Source organism: Methylophilus sp., assembly GCF_008015755.1.
In the GTDB taxonomy this organism is placed as follows: domain Bacteria; phylum Pseudomonadota; class Gammaproteobacteria; order Burkholderiales; family Methylophilaceae; genus Methylophilus.
Window position 1 is genome coordinate 1 of the sequence record NZ_SSGF01000034.1, and the last position, 19,543, is coordinate 19,543.

General features: G+C 51.0%; 18 protein-coding genes. 13 read left to right on the plus strand and 5 right to left on the minus strand.

The features are described from left to right. Positions 1 to 583: 583 nt before the first annotated feature. The gene (moaC, locus tag E6Q52_RS12170; RefSeq protein ID WP_292822405.1) at positions 584 to 1,075 is read right to left on the minus strand and encodes a cyclic pyranopterin monophosphate synthase MoaC; all 492 of its coding nucleotides are present in this window, start codon (positions 1,073 to 1,075) and stop codon (positions 584 to 586) included. A 116-nt stretch (positions 1,076 to 1,191) separates the two neighbouring features. Here moaC and E6Q52_RS12175 point away from each other — a divergent pair, with 116 nt between their 5' ends. The 6 genes from E6Q52_RS12175 to E6Q52_RS12200 all read left to right on the plus strand — a co-directional run bounded on the left by E6Q52_RS12175 (position 1,192) and on the right by E6Q52_RS12200 (position 7,306). Further along, positions 1,192 to 2,760, plus strand: coding sequence for a M48 family metalloprotease (locus E6Q52_RS12175; protein WP_292822407.1), 1,569 nt, complete (start codon positions 1,192 to 1,194; stop codon positions 2,758 to 2,760). Positions 2,761 to 2,771: 11 nt separating this feature from the next. Then, positions 2,772 to 3,596: a thiosulfate oxidation carrier complex protein SoxZ gene (soxZ, locus tag E6Q52_RS12180; RefSeq protein ID WP_292822410.1), complete on the plus strand. Its 825-nt coding sequence runs from the start codon at positions 2,772 to 2,774 to the stop codon at positions 3,594 to 3,596. 161 nt (positions 3,597 to 3,757) lie between these two features. Beyond that, on the plus strand, positions 3,758 to 4,321 hold the full coding sequence (ahpC, locus tag E6Q52_RS12185; RefSeq protein WP_194741227.1) for an alkyl hydroperoxide reductase subunit C: 564 nt from the start codon (positions 3,758 to 3,760) through the stop codon (positions 4,319 to 4,321). Between the two features lie 184 nt (positions 4,322 to 4,505). Then, on the plus strand, positions 4,506 to 6,071 hold the full coding sequence (ahpF, locus tag E6Q52_RS12190; RefSeq protein WP_292822414.1) for an alkyl hydroperoxide reductase subunit F: 1,566 nt from the start codon (positions 4,506 to 4,508) through the stop codon (positions 6,069 to 6,071). 132 nt (positions 6,072 to 6,203) lie between these two features. Further along, positions 6,204 to 6,605: an MbcA/ParS/Xre antitoxin family protein gene (locus E6Q52_RS12195; RefSeq protein ID WP_292822415.1), complete on the plus strand. Its 402-nt coding sequence runs from the start codon at positions 6,204 to 6,206 to the stop codon at positions 6,603 to 6,605. A gap of 62 nt (positions 6,606 to 6,667) precedes the next feature. Then, the gene (locus E6Q52_RS12200; RefSeq protein WP_292822417.1) at positions 6,668 to 7,306 is read left to right on the plus strand and encodes an RES family NAD+ phosphorylase; all 639 of its coding nucleotides are present in this window, start codon (positions 6,668 to 6,670) and stop codon (positions 7,304 to 7,306) included. Here the strand turns inward: E6Q52_RS12200 and E6Q52_RS12205 are convergent. Beyond that, a complete protein-coding gene (locus E6Q52_RS12205; protein ID WP_367125204.1) occupies positions 7,303 to 8,451 on the minus strand; it encodes an MBL fold metallo-hydrolase in 1,149 nt (382 codons plus the stop codon). The genes E6Q52_RS12200 and E6Q52_RS12205 overlap by 4 nt on opposite strands. 1 nt (position 8,452) lies before the next feature. After that, entirely contained in the window at positions 8,453 to 10,102 is a 1,650-nt protein-coding gene (locus tag E6Q52_RS12210) for an NAD(P)/FAD-dependent oxidoreductase (RefSeq protein ID WP_292822419.1), read from the minus strand. A 205-nt stretch (positions 10,103 to 10,307) separates the two neighbouring features. Between E6Q52_RS12210 and E6Q52_RS12215 the strand changes: the two genes are divergently transcribed. Beyond that, a complete protein-coding gene (locus tag E6Q52_RS12215) occupies positions 10,308 to 11,384 on the plus strand; it encodes a diguanylate cyclase (protein ID WP_292822421.1) in 1,077 nt (358 codons plus the stop codon). 10 nt (positions 11,385 to 11,394) lie between these two features. On the opposite strand, the gene E6Q52_RS12220 is transcribed toward E6Q52_RS12215, so the two are convergent. Both E6Q52_RS12220 and E6Q52_RS12225 read right to left on the minus strand, forming a co-directional pair. Continuing rightward, positions 11,395 to 11,991 (minus strand): DnaA/Hda family protein, encoded by a 597-nt coding sequence (locus E6Q52_RS12220; protein WP_292822423.1) that lies wholly within the window; start codon positions 11,989 to 11,991, stop codon positions 11,395 to 11,397. A gap of 25 nt (positions 11,992 to 12,016) precedes the next feature. After that, the gene (locus E6Q52_RS12225) at positions 12,017 to 13,135 is read right to left on the minus strand and encodes an AI-2E family transporter (protein ID WP_292822437.1); all 1,119 of its coding nucleotides are present in this window, start codon (positions 13,133 to 13,135) and stop codon (positions 12,017 to 12,019) included. A gap of 176 nt (positions 13,136 to 13,311) precedes the next feature. On the opposite strand from E6Q52_RS12225, the gene purM reads away from it, so the two are divergent. The 6 genes from purM (at position 13,312) to E6Q52_RS12255 (ending at position 19,350) form a co-directional block, all read left to right on the plus strand. Continuing rightward, complete coding sequence (purM, locus tag E6Q52_RS12230) at positions 13,312 to 14,373, plus strand: phosphoribosylformylglycinamidine cyclo-ligase (RefSeq protein WP_292822425.1); 1,062 nt, start codon at positions 13,312 to 13,314, stop codon at positions 14,371 to 14,373. 14 nt (positions 14,374 to 14,387) lie between these two features. Further along, the gene (locus E6Q52_RS12235; protein WP_292822427.1) at positions 14,388 to 15,089 is read left to right on the plus strand and encodes a DUF3108 domain-containing protein; all 702 of its coding nucleotides are present in this window, start codon (positions 14,388 to 14,390) and stop codon (positions 15,087 to 15,089) included. A gap of 28 nt (positions 15,090 to 15,117) precedes the next feature. Then, entirely contained in the window at positions 15,118 to 16,200 is a 1,083-nt protein-coding gene (locus E6Q52_RS12240; protein ID WP_292822439.1) for a DUF3108 domain-containing protein, read from the plus strand. A 22-nt stretch (positions 16,201 to 16,222) separates the two neighbouring features. Beyond that, positions 16,223 to 17,500 (plus strand): RsmB/NOP family class I SAM-dependent RNA methyltransferase, encoded by a 1,278-nt coding sequence (locus tag E6Q52_RS12245; RefSeq protein ID WP_292822429.1) that lies wholly within the window; start codon positions 16,223 to 16,225, stop codon positions 17,498 to 17,500. A 90-nt stretch (positions 17,501 to 17,590) separates the two neighbouring features. Then, a complete protein-coding gene (locus E6Q52_RS12250; protein ID WP_292822431.1) occupies positions 17,591 to 18,826 on the plus strand; it encodes a dicarboxylate/amino acid:cation symporter in 1,236 nt (411 codons plus the stop codon). Next, entirely contained in the window at positions 18,823 to 19,350 is a 528-nt protein-coding gene (locus E6Q52_RS12255) for a GNAT family N-acetyltransferase (RefSeq protein ID WP_292822433.1), read from the plus strand. The genes E6Q52_RS12250 and E6Q52_RS12255 overlap by 4 nt, the downstream gene beginning before the upstream one ends. Positions 19,351 to 19,543 lie beyond the last annotated feature (193 nt).

Sequence of the window (19,543 nt, forward strand, 5' to 3'; positions counted from 1 at the left end):
GCTTGCCCAAAGAACAAGTAACCAAAAGAAATGCACCCCAGCTTCCGCTTGTTTCCTGTGCTACTCGGCTTGCCGGGCGGTCATCGAAACTCGCCCTAGCGGCTTGCACAAGACGCAAGCCACCGCGGAACTCGAACAGCCGATGACCGGAGGCCCCCGTCAATCCTGCGTTGCTCGGCGCGTCAGATGGGGTCCCCGAACATCATGCGACAGCAACCGTAAGCGAATTGAAGAAAAAAGAATCTGTTTTTTGAACCGTCCAAACTGTGGTGTCGCTACTTAAATGAAAATAATCCCATTCCATCACGCTGAGTAGCGGAGACGAAGTGGGAGTAGTCGGCCATCGGCTGTTCGAGTTCCGCGGCAGCTTGCTGGGTATGCAAGCCGCTAGGGCGAGTTTTGATGGACGCCCACTTTGTTGAGCAACGCAAGGAAGCCGCCAGGCCGTGATGGCTGGGTGTCGTCCTCTTTGGTTACTTTCTGGGGGACAAGCACCAGAAAGTGACTCGCCGAGAGGCGAAAAGGAGTGTTTATTGCTCTCAGGAATTTTGAACTCAAACACGCGGGGCTTGAAGTGTTAGAGCTAATCGTTCGCTACCCAATCCCCACTCTTCCCCCCATGCTTCTCCAGCACTCTAACCCCTTGTATCGCCATGCCTCGATCAATCGCCTTGCACATATCATAAATCGTCAGCAAACCGACCTGCACGGCGGTGAGCGCTTCCATTTCAACGCCAGTCTGACCTGTCGTTTCACATTGCACACGGCAGCTGATGCTGTGTTGTGTTTCATCTGCCATAAAACTGACATCCACACGGCTTAGGCTGAGTGGGTGGCAGAGTGGAATTAAATCACTGGTTTTTTTGCTGGCCTGGATGGCTGCGATACGGGCAATGCCCAGCACGTCGCCTTTTTTGGCGTTGCCTTGCAGAATGGTTTGCAGGGTGGCCGCTTGCATCACGATGTGGCCTTCGGCAATGGCGATGCGCTTGGTATGGGCTTTATCGCCGATATCGACCATGTGGGCGTGGCCTTGGGCGTTGAAATGGGTGAGTCCTGAAGTTGGTTTGGTCATGGGTTTGGCTAGGATGAAAAAGGGTGAACTCAAGCGATGAAGTCGTTATCATAACAAGTTTGGGTAGTTGGCACAGGCCTGTGATTGTGGGCCTGCCATTTCAAACGCTGGGATTCATGGCTTTAAAACAGATTAAACATGCTTATCAACAGAGTCGTCGTCGCTGGGTACGCGGCTTGCTGCTGTGCGGCTTGTTGTTGGTGCCTGGGGCGACCTTGCTGGCCAATTATTCGACGGGTGTGTTTTCAGGCAAGCCTTATGAGCCGGATGACCTTGACCTGAGCTTGCCGTCGGACTCGTCTAACCAGTTGCCTGAATTGGGCGATGCCTCGCAAACGGTGTTGTCACTGCGTGATGAAGAGAAAATTGCCCACCAGATCTTAAAGCAAGTAGCGACTAGCGAAGATGTGCTGGATGACGCTGAAGTGACGGATTACTTGCAAGCACTGGGCACACGCCTAGGCGAAAGCAGCCCCGACCGGCAACAGAGGTTTTATTTTTTTGTGGTACAGGATAAGACCATTAACGCGTTTGCGATGCCGGGTGGGGTGATTGGCGTGCATACGGGGTTGTTTATGGCCGCCAATAGCGAATCTGAGCTCGCCAGTGTGCTGGGGCATGAGATCGGCCATGTCACCCAGCATCATCTGGCGCGCATGCTGGCATCACAAAAGTACGATATGTTTAAAAATATCGCGGCAACGGCGCTGGCGTTGTTGATTGCGCGGTCTAATCCGCAAGTGGGCATGGGCGCGATGACGGCTGCCTCTGCGGCCGGCATACAAAAACAGCTTGATTACACGCGCGAGCATGAGCGCGAGGCCGACCGCGTGGGGCTAACCATTTTGCAGGATGCCGGATTTGATGTGCGTGCCATGCCCGCTTTTTTTACCACGATGCAACGGGCGACACGGTTTTCTGATGGTGGCAGTATGCCTAGCTATCTGCGCACACACCCGCTGACCAGCGAGCGGATTGCCGATATTGGTAACCGTGTGCAAAACCTGCCTTACAAACAGGTGAATGAAAGCCTGACCTTTTTTATGATGCGGGCAAAAATCCGTGCTTTTCAGGGCGCGCCGCAACAAATGGTCGAGGAGTTTCAGAATAATATTAATGAGGGCCGCTACCAGAACGAGCTGGCTGAGCACTATGGCTTGGCCTATGCCTGGTTGCGAGCCAATCAGGCCAAAAACGCGCAGCTTGAGGTAGATTGGCTGATGCAGCATGGCATGGCTAACCCTTATCTGGTGACATTAAAAGCGGTGACTTTAGCCAAGCTGGGGCAGGTGCCACAAGCGCAGGCGCAGTTTGTGCAGGGCTTGCAGCAATATCCCAAGCACAGAATTTTGGCACAAGGCCAGGCTGAGTCGTTGATACGCGGCAATCAATGGCCGCAAGCGGTGACATTTATTCAAAAACAGCTGGAGACGTTTCCTGACGACCCTAAGCTCTATGACTGGCTGGCAGCGGCGTATCAGGGGCAGGGCAAGCAGATGTTAAGGCACCAGGCCTTGGGTGAAAGCTATGTGCGTAAATATGATTTGCCGCGTGCGATTGATCAGCTTGAAATTGCCAGCAAAGCCAAAGATGGCGATTTTTACCTGCAATCGAAAGTCGAGGCACGGCTGAAAACGCTCAGGCAGCAGCTCAAGCTTGAGCAAGGCGATGATAAAAACGGATGACGGGGGATTGTATGCAAAACACAACGCAGCTGCAAAGACGCGCATGGTTGAAAGCTGGCCTGGCATTGGCCACGCTATCGGTTTGGTTGCTTTCGCGCAAGGTAGAGGCGGCGGCCTGGTTTACCCAGGCCTTTGAAGCCAAGCAAACCTCACAGGTGATGACGGCGTTTCAAGCCACGGCAGTGCCGGTGTCGCCAGACTTGCAGATTGAAGCACCGCAAAAAGCGGAAAGTGGCTCGGTGGTGCAAGTGGAGCTGACCAGCAAACAGTCGGCAGGCAGCATCCGCAGTTTGCGCCTGTTGGCGGATGCGAATCCGACGCCGTTGATTGCCAGTTTTGAGCTGGGTAAACAAGTGCTGCCCAAGCTGGTGACGCGTATTAAACTGTCGCAATCAGGTGAGGTGATTGCCCTGGCGCAGCAGTCGAGCGGGCAATTTCAGCAACAGCGTCGCCAGGTGATTGTGCTGGAGGATGGCTGTGCGGGCAGTGAACGTGAAGAGCCGTTTGCTAGCAGCATGAAAATGCGCGCGCGTTTAATGGACGATGCGTTGCTGGGCAAGCAGATCACCGAGCTCAAGATCATTATTCTGCACCCGATGCGCACGGGTCGCAGTAAAAACGACGATGGTCAGGTGCTGCCTGCGCATTTTATGCAGCTCATGCAAGTCGTGCTCAATGGGCAAGTGATTGTCGATGCGCAAACCGGGACGGGTATCTCGCGTAACCCCTACTTTACGTTTTATATCAAAGAGGCCAAGGTGGGCGATGTGATTGCGGTAAACTGGCAGGATAACCTCGGGTACGAGGGGCACGGACAGGTGACGGTTTCGAGCTAAATACAATTGATTAAATATATTTATCAATAAAATTAAAATAATCAATTTTACATATCTATAATGTATGCTTAAAATGCATCCATTCGCTGTTGAAACACAGCAAATTTTTACTTAACCCTGTTTAATGAAGCACTGTTTTAAACATCATCAAGGAGAACTACATGTCATTGATTAACACACAAGTACAACCATTCAAGGCGCAAGCATTTCACAACGGTAAATTTATCGAAGTGACTGAAGAGTCTTTAAAAGGCAAATGGTCTGTGTTGATTTTTATGCCAGCAGCGTTCACTTTCAACTGCCCAACAGAAGTTGAAGATGCGGCTGACAACTACGCAGAGTTCCAGAAGGCTGGTGCTGAAGTGTACATCGTGACCACCGATACCCACTTCTCCCACAAAGTTTGGCACGAGACTTCACCAGCAGTAGGCAAAGCAAAATTCCCACTGGTGGGTGACCCAACGCACCAATTGACACGTGCGTTTGACGTGCATATTGATGAAGAAGGTCTGGCATTGCGCGGTACATTCGTGATCAACGCCGAAGGCGTGATCAAAACTGCTGAAGTACACAGCAACGAAATCGCACGTGATGTAAAAGAAACCCTGCGCAAGTTGAAAGCAGCACAATACACCGCTGCTCACCCAGGCCAGGTTTGCCCAGCTAAATGGAACGACGGTGCAGCCACGTTGACACCATCATTGGACTTGGTCGGTAAGATCTAAGGTTAGTGTTTTGAGCAAAGCCCTGCGCAAGCAGGGCGCTCAGGTAAAGTCACGAGGCGTTTTTACCTAAGGGTGGTTTTACCTGAGCGAGCTTCCCCCCGACCATTTTTAATTGCCATGTGTCATGGCCAAGGCTTCTTGTTGCCTGAAAATATGAGCAAGAATGTAATTTGGAGAATAAATAATGTTAGACGATACCTTAAAGACACAACTGCAAACCTACTTGGGCATGCTGCGTCAGCCTATCCGTCTGATTGCATCTCTGGATAACAGCGACAATGCCACCAAAATGCGGGAGTTGTTGCAAGAAATCACGGCCTTGTCCGACAAAGTCAGCCTGGATGAAACCGGCAACGATGCGCGCAAACCTTCATTTGTGATCGCCAAAGAAGGCGAAACCCATGGCGTGCGCTTTGCGGCGATTCCATTAGGCCATGAATTCACGTCACTGGTGCTGGCGTTGCTATGGACTGGCGGCCACCCACCCAAAGTGGAGCAAGATGTGCTCGACCAGATCAAAGCGCTGGATAGCGATTTGAATTTTGAAGTGTATATGAGCTTGTCTTGCCATAACTGCCCGGACGTGGTCCAGGCAACGACGTTGATGACGGTGTTTAACCCGCGCATCAATGTGACGGTGATTGATGGTGGCTTGTATCAGGACGAAGTCAACGCACGCAATATCATGGCGGTGCCAGCGACTTTCCTTAACGGTGAAATGTTTGCCTCTGGCCGCATGCTGGTGGAAGAGATTTTGGCCAAAGTGGACACTGGTGCAGTGGCGAAAGAAGCTGAAAAGCTTAATGCCAAAGACGCGTTTGATGTGTTGGTGGTGGGCGGTGGCCCGGCTGGCGCTTCAGCCGCAATTTATGCGGCGCGTAAAGGCATCCGCACCGGCATTGTGGCCGACCGTTTTGGTGGTCAAGTCAACGACACCTTGGCGATTGAAAACTTTATTTCTGTGAAAGAAACCGAAGGGCCAAAACTGGTCGCCGCGCTCGAAGAGCACGTGAAAACCTATGACGTAGATATCATGCCGCTGCAACGCGCTGTTGGCCTGACGGAGCCTGCGAAAACCGACAACAAACATGCTGGGTTGATTGAAGTCAAACTGGAAAATGGCGCCACCTTGCGTAGCAAATCTGTGATTCTGGCCACCGGTGCGCGTTGGAAAAACCTCAACGTGCCTGGTGAAGTGGAATACAAAAACAAAGGCGTGGCTTACTGTCCGCACTGCGATGGCCCGCTATTTAAAGGCAAACATGTAGCCGTGATTGGTGGCGGTAACTCTGGCGTAGAAGCGGCGATTGACCTGGCGGGTGTGGTCGGTCATGTCACGTTGCTGCAATTCGACACTGAGCTTAAAGCCGATGCCGTGTTGCAACGCAAACTGCGCTCATTGCAAAATGTGACTATTTTGACCAGTGCGCAAACCAGTGAAATCACCGGTGATGGCACACGCGTCAATGGCCTGACTTATATTGACCGCGTGAGTGGCGAGAGCAAGCATGTGGCGTTAGAGGGCGTATTTATCCAGATTGGCTTAGTGCCTAACAGTGACTGGTTGAAAGGCACACTGGATTTGAGCAAATATGGTGAAATTGAAATTAACAACCATAATGCGACCTCATTGCCAGGTGTGTTTGCGGCTGGTGATGTCACCACCATCCCTTACAAGCAGATTGTGATTGCCATGGGTGAAGGTTCAAACGCAGCACTGGGTGCATTTGATTACCTGATTCGTCAGTAATTATGTCATCGGTAAACAAGCGGCCACCAATAGGTGGCCGTTTTTTTTTGTTATTATCAAACTTGCATGGAATGGATTTTTATGTAATATTTGTAACATAAATTGTGTGAATTAATATTTTTGGAGGTGAATATGACTGCTTTGCGCGCTACCACATCCCCACAAGCGCTTGAGATTGACCGTAGCAAGATTACGCCAATGTTATTAACGCTGTTCGATTTGTGGCAGTTGAATAGTGAGGAAAAGTTGGCTGCCTTGGGTTTGTCGCTTGAAAACCGTGCGGCGCTGACGCGCTATAAAAAGGGTGAGGCAATCTCGGCCAGTCGCGACATGTTGGATAGAGCCGGTAATTTGTTGGCTATACACAAAGCGTTACGCTTACTTTTTCCACAAAATCCTGAACTCGCTTATGGCTGGATGAAAACCAGGAATAAGGCTTTTCATGGGCAAACACCGATTGAAACCATCGTTGAGTTGGGTTTTCCAGGCTTGCTTTATGTGCGCAGCTATCTTGACCGGGCGCGTGGGCAGTAATGCAAGATCTGTTTAGTGCACTCACTCTGGCTGATATACATCGGCCCCTGATCAGAAATATAGTGTCGTTACGGGTCTCACAAGATTTATTTGATGACCTGAGTGATGACCCTGATGCATGGCGTTCGGCACAAGCCTTAGAAATGCATACTAAACCTGGCCTATACCAGTCTACACAGCCAGTGATTGACCGCTCTTTTGAGCAGGCGGAGTGGGAGAATGCCATTGCTTACCCATTTAAGCATACCTCGGTCAGCCGGTATTCGGATGGTGGCTTCGGTGTTTGGTATGGAGCGGATACGATAGAAACCAGCGTTTACGAAACGGTGCATCACTGGAAGAAACGCTTGCTGGATGATGCAGGATATACGCAGGCAGGGATTGTGATGGAGCGTAAGGTCTATCAGGTGCAGTGCGATGCATTGTTAATAGATTTGCGGCCCATGATTGCAAGTCACCCGGCCATTACACATGCATCAGACTACACGCTGACCCATCAAATTGGGAGCAAATTGTATAGAGAGGGCCATCCAGGACTAGTCACTGCTTCTGCGCGGGTAGCAAACGGAGAGGTGTATGCGTTATTCAATGCAAAAGTATTAAGTCATCCTGCGATGATATGCAACTTGACATACACCACAACGGCATCTGGTGTGAATGTTGAACGAGAGATAGGTTGCGATTTTATGTGTATCAACTAAATTCTAAAGCGAAAAATGCTGATAAGCATACTGTCTGATTTTTCAGAAACAATAACGGGGTAGCAACTATTTTCGAGTAATGCGCTTATCACCGAAGGTGCAGGATGACCGTAAGAGTTGTTCACGCCTACGCTGATTGGACAAAGATAAGGTGCATCATTTATTGAGCCAAAGTTAAAAGACTTTCTTGAGCCATGATGAGGTATCTGAATAGTACCGACACTATCCCAATAGTTTTTAAATTTGTCGCTAAGTGTAGTTATATTGAAATCACCATCACCTGTATAAATGCAACCAGGTTTAGCAGCAAACCAACGATTATCAAAAAAACTATGTAACCTAAAATTATCTAAAACATGGCCAAAAAAGGTGCGGGAATAATGATATGAAGCTTTTTTAGCTGGCCCCGAATACAAAAATAATGAATTTTCGTTAACGTTTCCATCAAGTTCCGCATAAGCACTTCTGATGGATGCTTGATTTTCTTGAAAATGATCAGAGTCTGTTTTTAGTTTTGCTAAATCTAAATTTAATCCTGATAGTTGCCTAAATAATGCAGGTGAGCGAATTTTTGCATCAACGTTATAGGGTACCCAAACCCAATCCACAGGGCCACTCAACTGAATCTTAGTCCCACTATTTAAAGTAGTTTGACTTTGGTTAGGATTGTCAATTAATACCGGTTCTTCATTGCCCGCGACCTCCGTACTGATTTGAAAGATTTGAATACCTTCATTCTGACTACCGAATGTTTGGGGATTGGAAATTAACTTGGAAATACAACTACTCTGATTATTTGTCCCCAACTCTTCCTCAAGAGATTCATACAGTTTAGAAAGAAAAATCTCATCATCAGGATCAAGCAGCGGCATTACGATGCTTTTGACGGTGTAATGATCAATCAACAGAGGAATAAGTGACACATGGTCAAAATCAAAATGACTAATGAATAGAATATCAATTACATGCTTTTCAGGAAAAGCGGATTTGACAAGTCGTTCAGCACGCTTGGACTTTCGCTCATTCCACCAGAGCCCGCAGTCATAAACAATCGTTTTACCATCGATTTGTTCAGAATAAATGCGCCTTGACCTATTGGATAGAATATTCGTTTTACGTGCGGCATATTTCCTCCCCCTGCAAATTTTATTTTTCTATCAAACTTAAGCTTACCGCTTCCGCAACCTTAATCCCATCCACTGCCGCCGACAAAATGCCACCCGCATAACCGGCGCCTTCACCACACGGGAACAAGCCTTTGGTGTTGATGCTTTGCAGCGTGTTGTCATCACGTTTGATGCGAATCGGGCTGGAGGTGCGGGTTTCCACGCCGGTGAGGACGCCGTCGGCCAGGTCAAAACCTGGCACTTGTTTGGCAAAGGCTGGAATCGCTTCACGGATGGCACTGATGGCAAACTCGGGTAAAACGCTATCGAGATTGGTTAAATGCACGCCGGGCGTGTAAGACGGTGTGACTTCGCCGAATTGGGTGGATGGGCGATTGGCCAGAAAGTCGCCAATCAATTGCCCCGGCGCCGAGTAGTTGCTGCCACCCACGACATAGGCCTGGCTCTCAAGCTGGCGCTGGAATTCGACGCCAGCCAGTGGATGGCCGGGGTAGTCGACTTCTGGCGTGATGCCGACGACGATGCCGGCATTAGCGTTGCGTTCGTTGCGGCTATATTGACTCATGCCGTTGGTGACGACGCGGTTTGGTTCAGACGCCGCTGCGACAACCGTGCCGCCCGGGCACATACAAAAGCTGTAAACGCTGCGGCCATTGCTGGCGTGGTGCACCAGTTTGTAATCGGCGGCGCCTAACTTTTGCAGAATATCGTCGCTATAGCTTTTGCCGTAGCGTGCGCGGTCAATCAGGCTCTGCGGATGCTCGATACGGAAGCCAATCGAGAACGGCTTGGCTTCAACATAGATGCCTTTGGCATGCACCATTTCAAAGGTGTCGCGCGCGCTGTGGCCGACAGCCAGCACCAGGTGCTGGGTCGCAATAAATTCGCCGGTGTGCAGCGTCACGCCCTGCACTTGCTGGTGTTCAATCGCAATATCCGTCACGCGGCTTTCAAAGCGGATTTCACCACCAAGGCTAATGATGGTATTGCGCATGTCTTCCACCATGCCTACCAATCTGAAGGTGCCGATATGCGGATGGCTGACGTATAAAATTTCTTCCGGCGCCCCGGCTTTCACAAACTCCTGCAACACTTTGCGGCTGTAATGCTTGGTGTCTTTAATTTGGCTATATAGTTTGCCATCAGAAAATGTGCCCGCGCCACCTTCGCCAAACTGTACATTCGATTCAGGATTGAGTGTGCGTTTGCGCCACAGGCCCCAGGTATCTTTGGTGCGTTTGCGCACCTCTTTCCCGCGTTCCAGCACAATCGGCTTGAACCCGGCCTGGGCCAGAATGAGTGCTGCGAATATGCCTGCCGGACCAAACCCGACCACCACTGGGCGTGCTGCGGTTGAGCCCGCTTGTTGGGAGCTGGGCTGTGTTGCAACAAAGTGATAGTTGGTGTCTGGCGCTGGTTTGATATGGGGGTCTTTTTTAAAGCGGGCCAGTAATTTGGCTTCGTTTTTGACCGTGACATCCAGGTTGTACACATACAAGATGGCATATGATTTTCGGGCATCGACACCGCGTTTGAAAATCTCAAAGCTGATCAGTTCGCTTTCCGGGATTTCGAGACGTTTGAGAATGGCGGCCCTGATTTGGTCGTCCTGGTGCTTGAGCGTGTCTGCTAGCGCGATCGGCAGTTTGATTTCGGTAATTCTGAGCATGATGGTGGATAGTGGTTATCTATCAAAACTGTATTTTATTATATTCAGACTAGTCGTATCATAGATTTTATTCGGCTTCGATTTAATGTATGCCCAAAAATGACGATATAAACTTCGTATGTTTAATTACAAGCGACGAATAGTTATTCCGTTAATCATTGCTGCTGCACTGTTGTGCATTTCAATGGTATGGCTGTTTATTGCCATGTATCAGCTTGTTTATTATTCCGAACAAAAAGACCTGGTCGACCGGCAGCGCTATGACATTGTTGCCTTGGGTAAAGCGATCACCAATGCCGAAAGCGGCCAGCGTGGCTATTTACTCACCGGCCATACTTTGTTTTTGGACACCTTGGAGCAGGGGCGCACGGAGACCCGGCAAGTACTGGTACGACTGGATAAGCAGACCTCCGACCAGCCTGAGGTGCGCATCGGTTTGGACAGAATCAAACAGTTGGTGCATCAGAAATTTGATGTGATGGACAAAACGATCCAAGTGCAACTACATGCCGGTGACTTTTCGCCACACTTGTCGCTGAATAAAGACAAAGGACGCGAGGTGATGAAGCTGATTGATGATCAGCTCGACGAGATTGACAGTAAGTTACAACGTCTTAGGGAAGGGTTTGAGCAGGAAATCCGCAAACGTATGTTTGCCTCTGTGATTGGCGCTATTTTGCTGGGCGTGCTGATTATTGGCGTATTGCTGTTTTCTTATCGCAGTACCACAGAATTGCTGGAGCAAGTGCTTGAAAACCAAGCGGTCGCCAAACAGGCCAGCCATCAGGCCGATCACGACTTGCTCACCGGCTTGCCCAACCGGCGTAGTGTCGATGTGCACTTGGCAAACACCTATCAATTGGCCAGGCATACCTCCAAGCAGTTTGCGATTCTGTTTATGGACCTCGATGGCTTTAAGCAGGTGAATGACAAATATGGCCATGGCGTGGGCGATGCTTTACTGATAGAGGTCGCCGATATGTTTAAAAAAGTGCTCAGGCAATCGGACTTTCTGGCGCGCCAAGGCGGTGATGAGTTTGTGCTGGTGGTTGGCAGCTATTTATATCGCCAGGAGTTAACTCAGTTGGCGGAGCGGCTGATCAAGCTATTTAGCCAGCCGGTGATGACGCGCGGGATTCCGCTGGAGATTGGTGTCAGTATTGGCATTGCCGAATATCCGCACCATGGCAAACATGTCAAGCAACTGCTGCATGTGGCAGATAAAGCCATGTATGACTCGAAGAAAAGCGGCAAAAACCGTTATAGCTTTGGCTCGGAATAAAAGGGATTCATTAGCTGTCTTGCAGCATTTTTTTTAATGACTGCACAGTAACGGCTTTCTTGGTGGTGAGTGACCACTCATCCAAAGCCTCGACCACAGCCATCAAGGTGGGTAAATCGCGGCGTAAATAACGCAAACAGTAAGCAATCACTTCGTCTGGCAACTTCATGCTGCGATCACGGGCATGCGCGCGTAGCGCATCGGCTTTTTCATCATCGCTGAGCGGTTGTAATTGATAGACCAAGCCCCAGGCCAGGCGCGTGGCCAAGTCGTCACGCAAGCCCATTTGGGTGGGCGCGTGGCTGCCAGCCGTGACTAACATGCCGCCCTCGGCTTTAATCTGGTTGTAAGTATCAAACAGCACAATTTGTGAGTCTTCATCCAGTGTGTGCACGTCATCTGCAATATGCGCGCCCATTTCTTGTGCTGCCAATAGCAAGTGGCTTTTACCACTGCCAGACTCACCCCACAGGTAAATAAAGCGGGTGGTGGCTTCGCCTGCAAGTACGGTATGCATACTGGCCAAGGCTTCTTGGTTTTGGCCCACAATAAAGTTAGCAAAGTTTGGGGCAGCAGGCGGTTGAATATTAAGTAATAATTGTTTCACAACGGTGTGTCTTGCTCTCTGGTGGTCATTCGTCCAGGGTTTGAATCAGGTGCGGCTGGCTGTTTAAATAAGTTTCACTGCGCAAATAGCTTTGTTTGGTATGGCGCACGCCCACGGCAATGGCGGCGCTAACTGGTAATGCCAGCAGCACACCGGCAAAGCCAAATAACTGGCCACCGGCCATCAAGGCTAAAATCACAATCACTGGATGCAGGCCGATGCGGTCGCCTACTAAAATCGGTGTGAGCATAAAACTTTCGACCAGTTGGCCTACGCCAAATACTAGCAGCACCGGCACCACTTCTGGTAATGAGGCAAATTGCAGCAAGGCCAGCACCACGGCCAGCACAAACGCCAGGGCAAACCCCAGGTAAGGCACAAAGCTCAGCAAGCCAGCAATCATGCCGATGGAAAGCGCCATGTCGAGACCGGCCAACCATAAGCTGACGCTGTAAAACACGCACAATGACAACATGACTGATAATTGGCCGCGCAAAAATTCTGCCACCACGCGGTCGATTTCTACGGACATGCTGCGCGCGCGGCCTATCCAGTTACGGGGAATCAGCTCACCAACCTCGGCCACCATGTCATCCCAGTCGCGCAAAAAATAAAACAGCACGACTGGCAATAAACAGATATTGGCAAAAATCCCAATCAGGCTCAGGCCCTTTTGTCCGGCGCTGAGTAACATACTGCCAGCGGTTTGCCAGTGTTCGCTGACGAGTTTTTGCACATCAGCATGGTTCACATCAAGGTGAATACCAAACTTTTGCAGCAGCCAAGGCTCGACTTGCTGGTGAAAATGATCAATCAGCAGTGGCAGGCGTTGCGCAATCAGCAGTGACTGTTGTTGCAGTAACGGGACGATAATCAGCAGCAAGCCGATGATCGCCAGAATCACGCCTAGCATCACCAGCAAGGTGGCTGGGGTGCGGCCTATACGCCAGCCGTTGACACCGGTTTCACTGAGCCGGTCTACCAGTGGATCCAGCATGTAGGCAATCACTGCGGCGGCCAGAAACGGCGTCAGGATCGGTTCTAGCAGATAAAACAAGTAAATAAAAACCGCCGTGACAATCCACCAGCGATGATCGCTGACAAACTGGGTGGCCACAGATTTTGGGTGTTCCTGGTCTGACATGGGTGTGTGTGACACATCCGCACAATCCGGCATAGGTCGAAGCGGCAAGATGCGTTAAAATAATGATTATTTTAAAATTATACTTAATTTCAACGCTGTATCGCGCTTTGTTGTAAACATCTGCGCTGGCTACAGTGCTTCACCTGATTAATTGCATTGAAAGAAACGAGAGCATCTTGACGACTTCTTCTGATAACACTTCACCTGATAACACTTCACTTACCTACCGTGATGCTGGTGTCGATATGGAGGCTGGTGATGCCTTGGTCGAGCAGATCAAGCCGTTTGCCAAGCGCACCATGCGCCCTGAGGTGATGGGCGGGATTGGCGGTTTTGGTTCGCTGTTTGCCATGCCTAAAAAGTTTAAAGAGCCTGTGCTGGTGTCTGGCACCGATGGCGTGGGCACCAAATTAAAGCTGGCGTTTCAGCTCGACAAGCATGATACCGTCGGTATCGACCTGGTGGCGATGAGCGTCAACGACATTCTGGTGCAAGGCGCTGAGCCACTGTTTTTCTTGGATTATTTTGCCTGTGGCAAGCTAGAAGTCGCCACCGCTGCTGCGGTGATTAAGGGCATTGCCCAAGGCTGTGAAGAATCTGGCTGTGCGCTGGTGGGCGGCGAAACCGCCGAAATGCCAGGCATGTATCCTGCTGGTGAATATGACCTGGCCGGCTTTGCCGTTGGTTGCGTCGATAAAGCCAATATCATTGATGGCTCTACCATCAAAGCGGGTGACGTGGTGCTGGGCCTGGCTTCCAGTGGTGCGCACTCCAATGGCTACTCATTGATCCGTAAACTGATTGAAAAATCCGGCATCGATATGGAATCTGATTTCCATGGCCGCCGTTTTAAAGATGTGGTGATGGCTCCCACCAAATTGTATGTGAAGTCTATTTTGAAATTGCTGGACACCTTGCCAGTGAAGGGCATGGCGCATATCACGGGTGGCGGCATCACTGAAAACATTCCACGTGTGTTGCCAGCAGGACTTACAGCCGAGGTGCAGAAGTCGAGCTGGACTTTGCCACCGTTGTTTCAGTGGTTGCAGGCGCAAGGTAATATTGAGCCGATTGAAATGTACCGTACGTTTAACTGCGGTATCGGCATGGCCGTGATTGTGGCTGCCGAGCACGCCGAGCAGGCACAAGCCGTGCTGGCCGGTGCGGGCGAGACGGTTTACCGTATTGGCCAGATTCGCGCACAACAGGCAGGTGAAGCGCCGACTGTGGTCGTTTAATGCTGGCGGGCGTGATGCTTTTTTTCTGCAATCCTCAGCGCCGCGTGGCCAGCTTGCTGGCTACGATAGCACTGCTGGTGTCGCCGGTGCTATCTGCCGCGCCCAAGCAGTTAACGCTCAAATACGATTTGCTGCAACAAGGTATCACCATCGGCACCATTAAAGACCAGTTGAGTGTGACGGGCAACCGTTACCAAATTGCTTCACTGGCTGAGGGTAAAGGCATTTATAAGCTCATGGGTGAGCGCACACTTTCCAGCCAGGGTCAGGTGATTTTGAACACCTTACGGCCAGCCCGCTTTGAATCGCGGCAATCCAAACACCCTGACAAAGCGCTGATCAGTGAGTTTGACTGGGCGAAAAAAGTGCTTAACATGCAAATTAAAGGCGAACAGGAAACGGGCGCTTTGGTAAAAGGCACGCAGGATTTATTGAGTGTGATGTATTGCTGGATGTGGCAGCCACCCGCAGCCAAGCAGGTGAATCTCTCGGTGGTGAATGGTAAAAAGATTGCGCCGCATCGATTTGTCGTGACAGAGGAAACCACGCCGCTGCAAACGGAGGCTGGCACCTTTAAGGTAGTTAAACTGGCCGATGCTGACGGTGAGAAAACTTTGTATCTGGCTAAGGATAAAGGCTATTTGCCAGTGAAGCTGGTGGTGCAGGATGATGGTAAACGTATGGAGCAGGTGATCACCAGTATCACCGGTCAATAACGGGTTCTGCAGCTCGGGAAAGCGCGTGATGCAAGCATCAGGTCTGCGGCATTGGATTCAACAGCATGTTTCATGGCCATTGGCGCTAGCGCTTGTATTGTCATTGTTGTTGCATATCACGGTGTTGACTGAGCTGAATTGGCGCAACTGGTTAGAAGAGGCGCCACAGCAGACGGTGCTGCAAGCGCGGCTGTCACCGCCACCCATCGCGCAAGCGGTGGCTGCCGCCCCACCCAGCAAACCACGCCCGATAGGCGTAAAACCGGCATCAACGCTAGACAAAACGCCTTCGGTACAACCTGAGTCACCCGCCGAATCTACAGAGGTCATCGCAGAACAGGCCTCTGCATTACCTGCTGCGGCTGAGCAAGTGGCGACCACTGAAGAAGAAGGGCAAGCAAAACTGGCAGAGATCGCTGCCTGGCACGAAATGGATCAACCCGTGGCGGTGGCCGACGATGAAAAGCCGCCACCTTATCAGCGTGTGAGCACGGCTTTTGTGGTGTATGTGAATGGTGAAGACCGGCCTGCAGGCACTGCCAGTATTGACTATGTGCAGGAAAGCCCAGGCAATTACTCACTGCGTTGGCTGGTGGAAGGGCGCGGTCTGTTAAAATTGCTCTACCCGTCACTGGAGCAGCAAAGTACGGGTGAAGTCGGCCCCAGCGGTTTAAAGCCGCACTTTTACCGTTATGCCTTTGGTAGCCGTGCCAGCAAAACCTACGAAGCGAGTTTTGACTGGGAAACCAATGTGATTACCCTGAAAACCGCCAAAGGTGAGCAGCGACGCGATTTACGTGTAAACACACAAGACATCCTCAGCTTTATGTACCAGTTTATGTTTGTGCCGCCGCTGCAAGAAATGCATGTGACGCTGACCAATGGCCGCCGGGTTGGTGAGTATGAATATTCGTTTGAAGGGGAAGACAGCCTGGTGATTGCTGATCAAACCATTCAAACCGTGCACATTGTGCATACGCGTGGTGACACCGACGAAAAAGTAGAACTGTGGCTGGCCAGCGATTACCGCTATGTGCCGGTCAAAATCAAAAAACTGGAGAAAAACGGCATGGTGATTGAACAAGTCGCCACGCGGTTGATCACCGAATAACGTAAGTATTTGAAAGAAACTGATGAATCAATCCCTCATGCGCCAGACGGCGGTGTTGTTAAACGACCTGCTTAAATTTGAAAGCCCGGCCGATGCCAGACTCAGCGAGTTTTTCCGCCAGCATCGTGAATTAGGCACCAAAGACCGCGCCTGGGTGGCCGAAACCGCTTATGGTGTGTTGCGCCGCTATCGCTACCTGCGTGAAGTCAGCATGAGCGAGGCCGACGAGCAGGAAGACACACGTAAACTCATCATCGCCTGGATGCTCAAAATTGAGGGTAAAAGCATCCGTGATCTTGATGACATGCTGGATGAGCGCCAAAAAGAATGGGCGGTCACCATTAAAGCTAAAAACAGCGAAGGCTTTGCCCCTGCCGTGCTGGCGGATGTGCGCGATTGGTTCTGGGACAAGCTGGTAGCGCAATATGGTGAGGCTGAGGCCATGACCATCTGTCGCAGCATGTTTGAGCAAGCCAGCCTCGATTTACGCGTCAATACTATTAAGTCCAGCCGCGAAGAAGTGCTGTCACGCATGCTGGCCGAGAATACCGTTAAAGATAACGTCATTGCCCCTACGCCTTACTCCCCCCTTGGCATTCGCATGGGCGCCCGTTTAAATATCGGCAAACATATTTTGTTTACCGAAGGCAAAATTGAAGTGCAGGACGAAGGCAGCCAGTTGCTGAGTTATTTGGTCGCCCCTAAACGCGGCCAAATGGTGGCCGACCTGTGTGCCGGTGCCGGTGGTAAAACGCTAGCCCTGGGCGCGTTGATGAAAAACACGGGCCGCTTGTATGCCTTTGATGTGTCTGAAAAGCGCCTCAATAATTTGGGCCAACGCCTGAAACGCAGTGGCTTGTCTAACTTGCAAGCGCAGTTGATTAACAACGAAAACGACTTAAAACTCAAGCGCCTCAACGGCAAGTTTGACCGCGTGCTGGTCGATGCGCCTTGCAGCGGTTTGGGTACGTTACGCCGTAATCCAGACCTGAAATGGCGCCAGGACCAGCAAGATGTGGTCGAGCTCAACGTCAAGCAAACCAATATTCTCGCCCGCGCCGCCAAATTGTGTAAGGCTGGTGGTCGTGTTGTGTATGCGACTTGCAGTCTGCTGCGTGACGAGAACGAAGCGATTGCTGAAGCGTTTTTACAAGCGCATCCGGAATTCAAATTGGTGCCCGCCAATGAGGTGTTGGCGCAACAAAATATTGTGCTGGATACCGGAGATTATCTGAAGCTATTGCCACATCTGCATGGCACGGATGGCTTCTTTGCTGCGGTATTTGAAAAAGCGGCTTAAGATAAGATGGAGGCAGCTTAGGCTGCCTCTTTTTCATTCGATGGCGTGCGCAGGGTCGCGAAGTCCGCCCACTTTAAGGTTGCGATACACATGAAAAAACTCGGGTTGAATGGGCAAATTTTTTTCGCCGCGGCAGCCGCTGTGGCGCTAGGCTTGTTTGCGCATGACAAAAATATCGATCACGCGTTATACGCCGCCAACCTGGTCGGCACCCTGTTTATCGACCTGCTCAAAATGGTGATGATCCCGCTGGTGTTTTGCGCCATCGTCACCGGCATCGCCAATCTGCGTCAGCATAGCCAAATGCATGTGGTCTGGAAAACCACGCTGCTGTTTTTTGCGACGACGACCTTGATCGCTGTCGTCATCGGCCTTGGTGCTAGTCAATTGTTCAAACCTGGTGCAGACTTGCATCTGGAGATGTTTGCCGATGCCATACAACAGTTTGAAACCAAGCAACTCACCTTGCCTGAGTTCTTCACACAATTTTTGCACGGCATTTTTATGAATCCGTTTAAAGCGCTGGCCGAGGGCAATATTCTGGCGATTGTGGCATTTGCGCTTTTGCTCGGCATTGCGCTGGTACTCTCTGCCGAGCGCTATCCGCACTTGCTGGCCGTGTTTGAGGAAGGCATGGCGGTAGCGATGCAAATGATTAACTGGATCATGCGCCTGGCGCCATTTGGCATTGCCGCTTTGCTGTTCAAATTGGTCGCCACGCAAGACGTCAGCCTGTTTGCCAGTTTGACCAAGTTTATGCTGGTAGTGACAGGCACCACCTTGTTGCATGGCCTGGTCGTGTTGCCCCTGTTGCTGTGGCTACTCACCGGCAAACGCCCGTGGTGGTTTCTGCGACAGGCCAAACAGGCCTTGCTCACGGCGTTTGCCACCAGTTCGAGCACGGCCACCATGCCGGTGACCATGCGTTGTGCCACGCAAAATATGCAGGTCAAACCAGAAATCGCCGGATTTGTCGTGCCGCTAGGCGCCACCGTGAATATGGACGGTACCGCGTTATATGAAGCCGCTGCGGCCCTGTTTGTGGCGCAACTGGCAGGCATAGACTTATCCCTCGGCCAACAACTGGTGGTGTGCTTCACCACCATGATCGCCGCCATGGGCGCGCCCGGTATCCCCAGTGCGGGTATGGTGACCATGGTCATGGTCTTGCAAAGCGTCGGTTTGCCCGCAGAAGCAATCGCCATTTTGCTGCCGATAGACCGTTTGCTGGATACCGTGCGTACCGCAGTCAATGTCGAAGGTGACATGATAGGCAGCCTGGTGGTACAACACCGCATAGAAAAATTAGCGCAACAAACGCCATGACAGAGTTCATCATCAGACCTGCCCAAGGGCACGAGGCCGATGCCATTTCGGCGTTAGTCAATCGTGCTTATCGCGGCGACAGTAGTCGGACAGGCTGGACCACAGAGGCAGACTTGCTCGATGGCAAGCGCACCACCACCGACGATGTGTTGGCATTGTTGAATCGTCAGGATGTTGTGATGCTCACTGGCTGGGTGGACAAAACGCTCATGGTCACGCTGTGTGCCGAATGGCACGCAGAAGCGCAGGTCGCGCATTTGGGCATGATTGCAGTAGAGCCCACGACACAAAACCGTGGCTATGGTAAACAAATGATTCTGGCGGCGGAGCAATTGGCGGTTGCGCGCTGGGGGGCGCGTGCCAGTCAAATGGCGGTGGTGAGTGTGCGGCAAACGTTGATTGCGTTTTACCAACGACTGGGCTATCGGGCGACGGGGGAATTAAAGCCTTTTCCGCACCTGCCGGAGATGTGGCAGGCGAAGGTGGAGAATATGCAGTTGATGATGTTGCAAAAGGCTTTGTGATTTAAGCCGCGTTGTTGGTTTCAGTTGAGAAGGTCATTCTTTTTGCTTATTGGCCATATTCACTGTCTCTGCGGCATTCCGGCGAAGGCTAGAATCCAGGTAGGTGTGATTTCTCGCAACTCATTATTTGTTGGACGGTTGCTTTTCGCCTTTTCGGCGAGTTACTTTTCTTTGCTTGCCCAAAGAATAAGTA

Excerpts from the sequence above, each read along its gene's own strand:
- E6Q52_RS12255 (WP_292822433.1), top strand. The coding sequence starts at position 18,823 with ATGACAGAGTTCATCATCAGACCTGCCCAAGGGCACGAGGCCGATGCC.
- E6Q52_RS12235 (WP_292822427.1), top strand. The coding sequence starts at position 14,388 with ATGCTTTTTTTCTGCAATCCTCAGCGCCGCGTGGCCAGCTTGCTGGCT.
- E6Q52_RS12215 (WP_292822421.1), top strand. The coding sequence starts at position 10,308 with ATGTATCAGCTTGTTTATTATTCCGAACAAAAAGACCTGGTCGACCGG.
- E6Q52_RS12175 (WP_292822407.1), top strand. The coding sequence starts at position 1,192 with ATGGCTTTAAAACAGATTAAACATGCTTATCAACAGAGTCGTCGTCGC.
- E6Q52_RS12240 (WP_292822439.1), top strand. The coding sequence starts at position 15,118 with ATGCAAGCATCAGGTCTGCGGCATTGGATTCAACAGCATGTTTCATGG.
- E6Q52_RS12225 (WP_292822437.1), bottom strand. The coding sequence starts at position 13,135 with ATGTCAGACCAGGAACACCCAAAATCTGTGGCCACCCAGTTTGTCAGC.
- E6Q52_RS12195 (WP_292822415.1), top strand. The coding sequence starts at position 6,204 with ATGACTGCTTTGCGCGCTACCACATCCCCACAAGCGCTTGAGATTGAC.
- ahpC (WP_194741227.1), top strand. The coding sequence starts at position 3,758 with ATGTCATTGATTAACACACAAGTACAACCATTCAAGGCGCAAGCATTT.
- ahpF (WP_292822414.1), top strand. The coding sequence starts at position 4,506 with ATGTTAGACGATACCTTAAAGACACAACTGCAAACCTACTTGGGCATG.
- E6Q52_RS12210 (WP_292822419.1), bottom strand. The coding sequence starts at position 10,102 with ATGCTCAGAATTACCGAAATCAAACTGCCGATCGCGCTAGCAGACACG.
- soxZ (WP_292822410.1), top strand. The coding sequence starts at position 2,772 with ATGCAAAACACAACGCAGCTGCAAAGACGCGCATGGTTGAAAGCTGGC.
- E6Q52_RS12250 (WP_292822431.1), top strand. The coding sequence starts at position 17,591 with ATGAAAAAACTCGGGTTGAATGGGCAAATTTTTTTCGCCGCGGCAGCC.
- moaC (WP_292822405.1), bottom strand. The coding sequence starts at position 1,075 with ATGACCAAACCAACTTCAGGACTCACCCATTTCAACGCCCAAGGCCAC.
- E6Q52_RS12245 (WP_292822429.1), top strand. The coding sequence starts at position 16,223 with ATGAATCAATCCCTCATGCGCCAGACGGCGGTGTTGTTAAACGACCTG.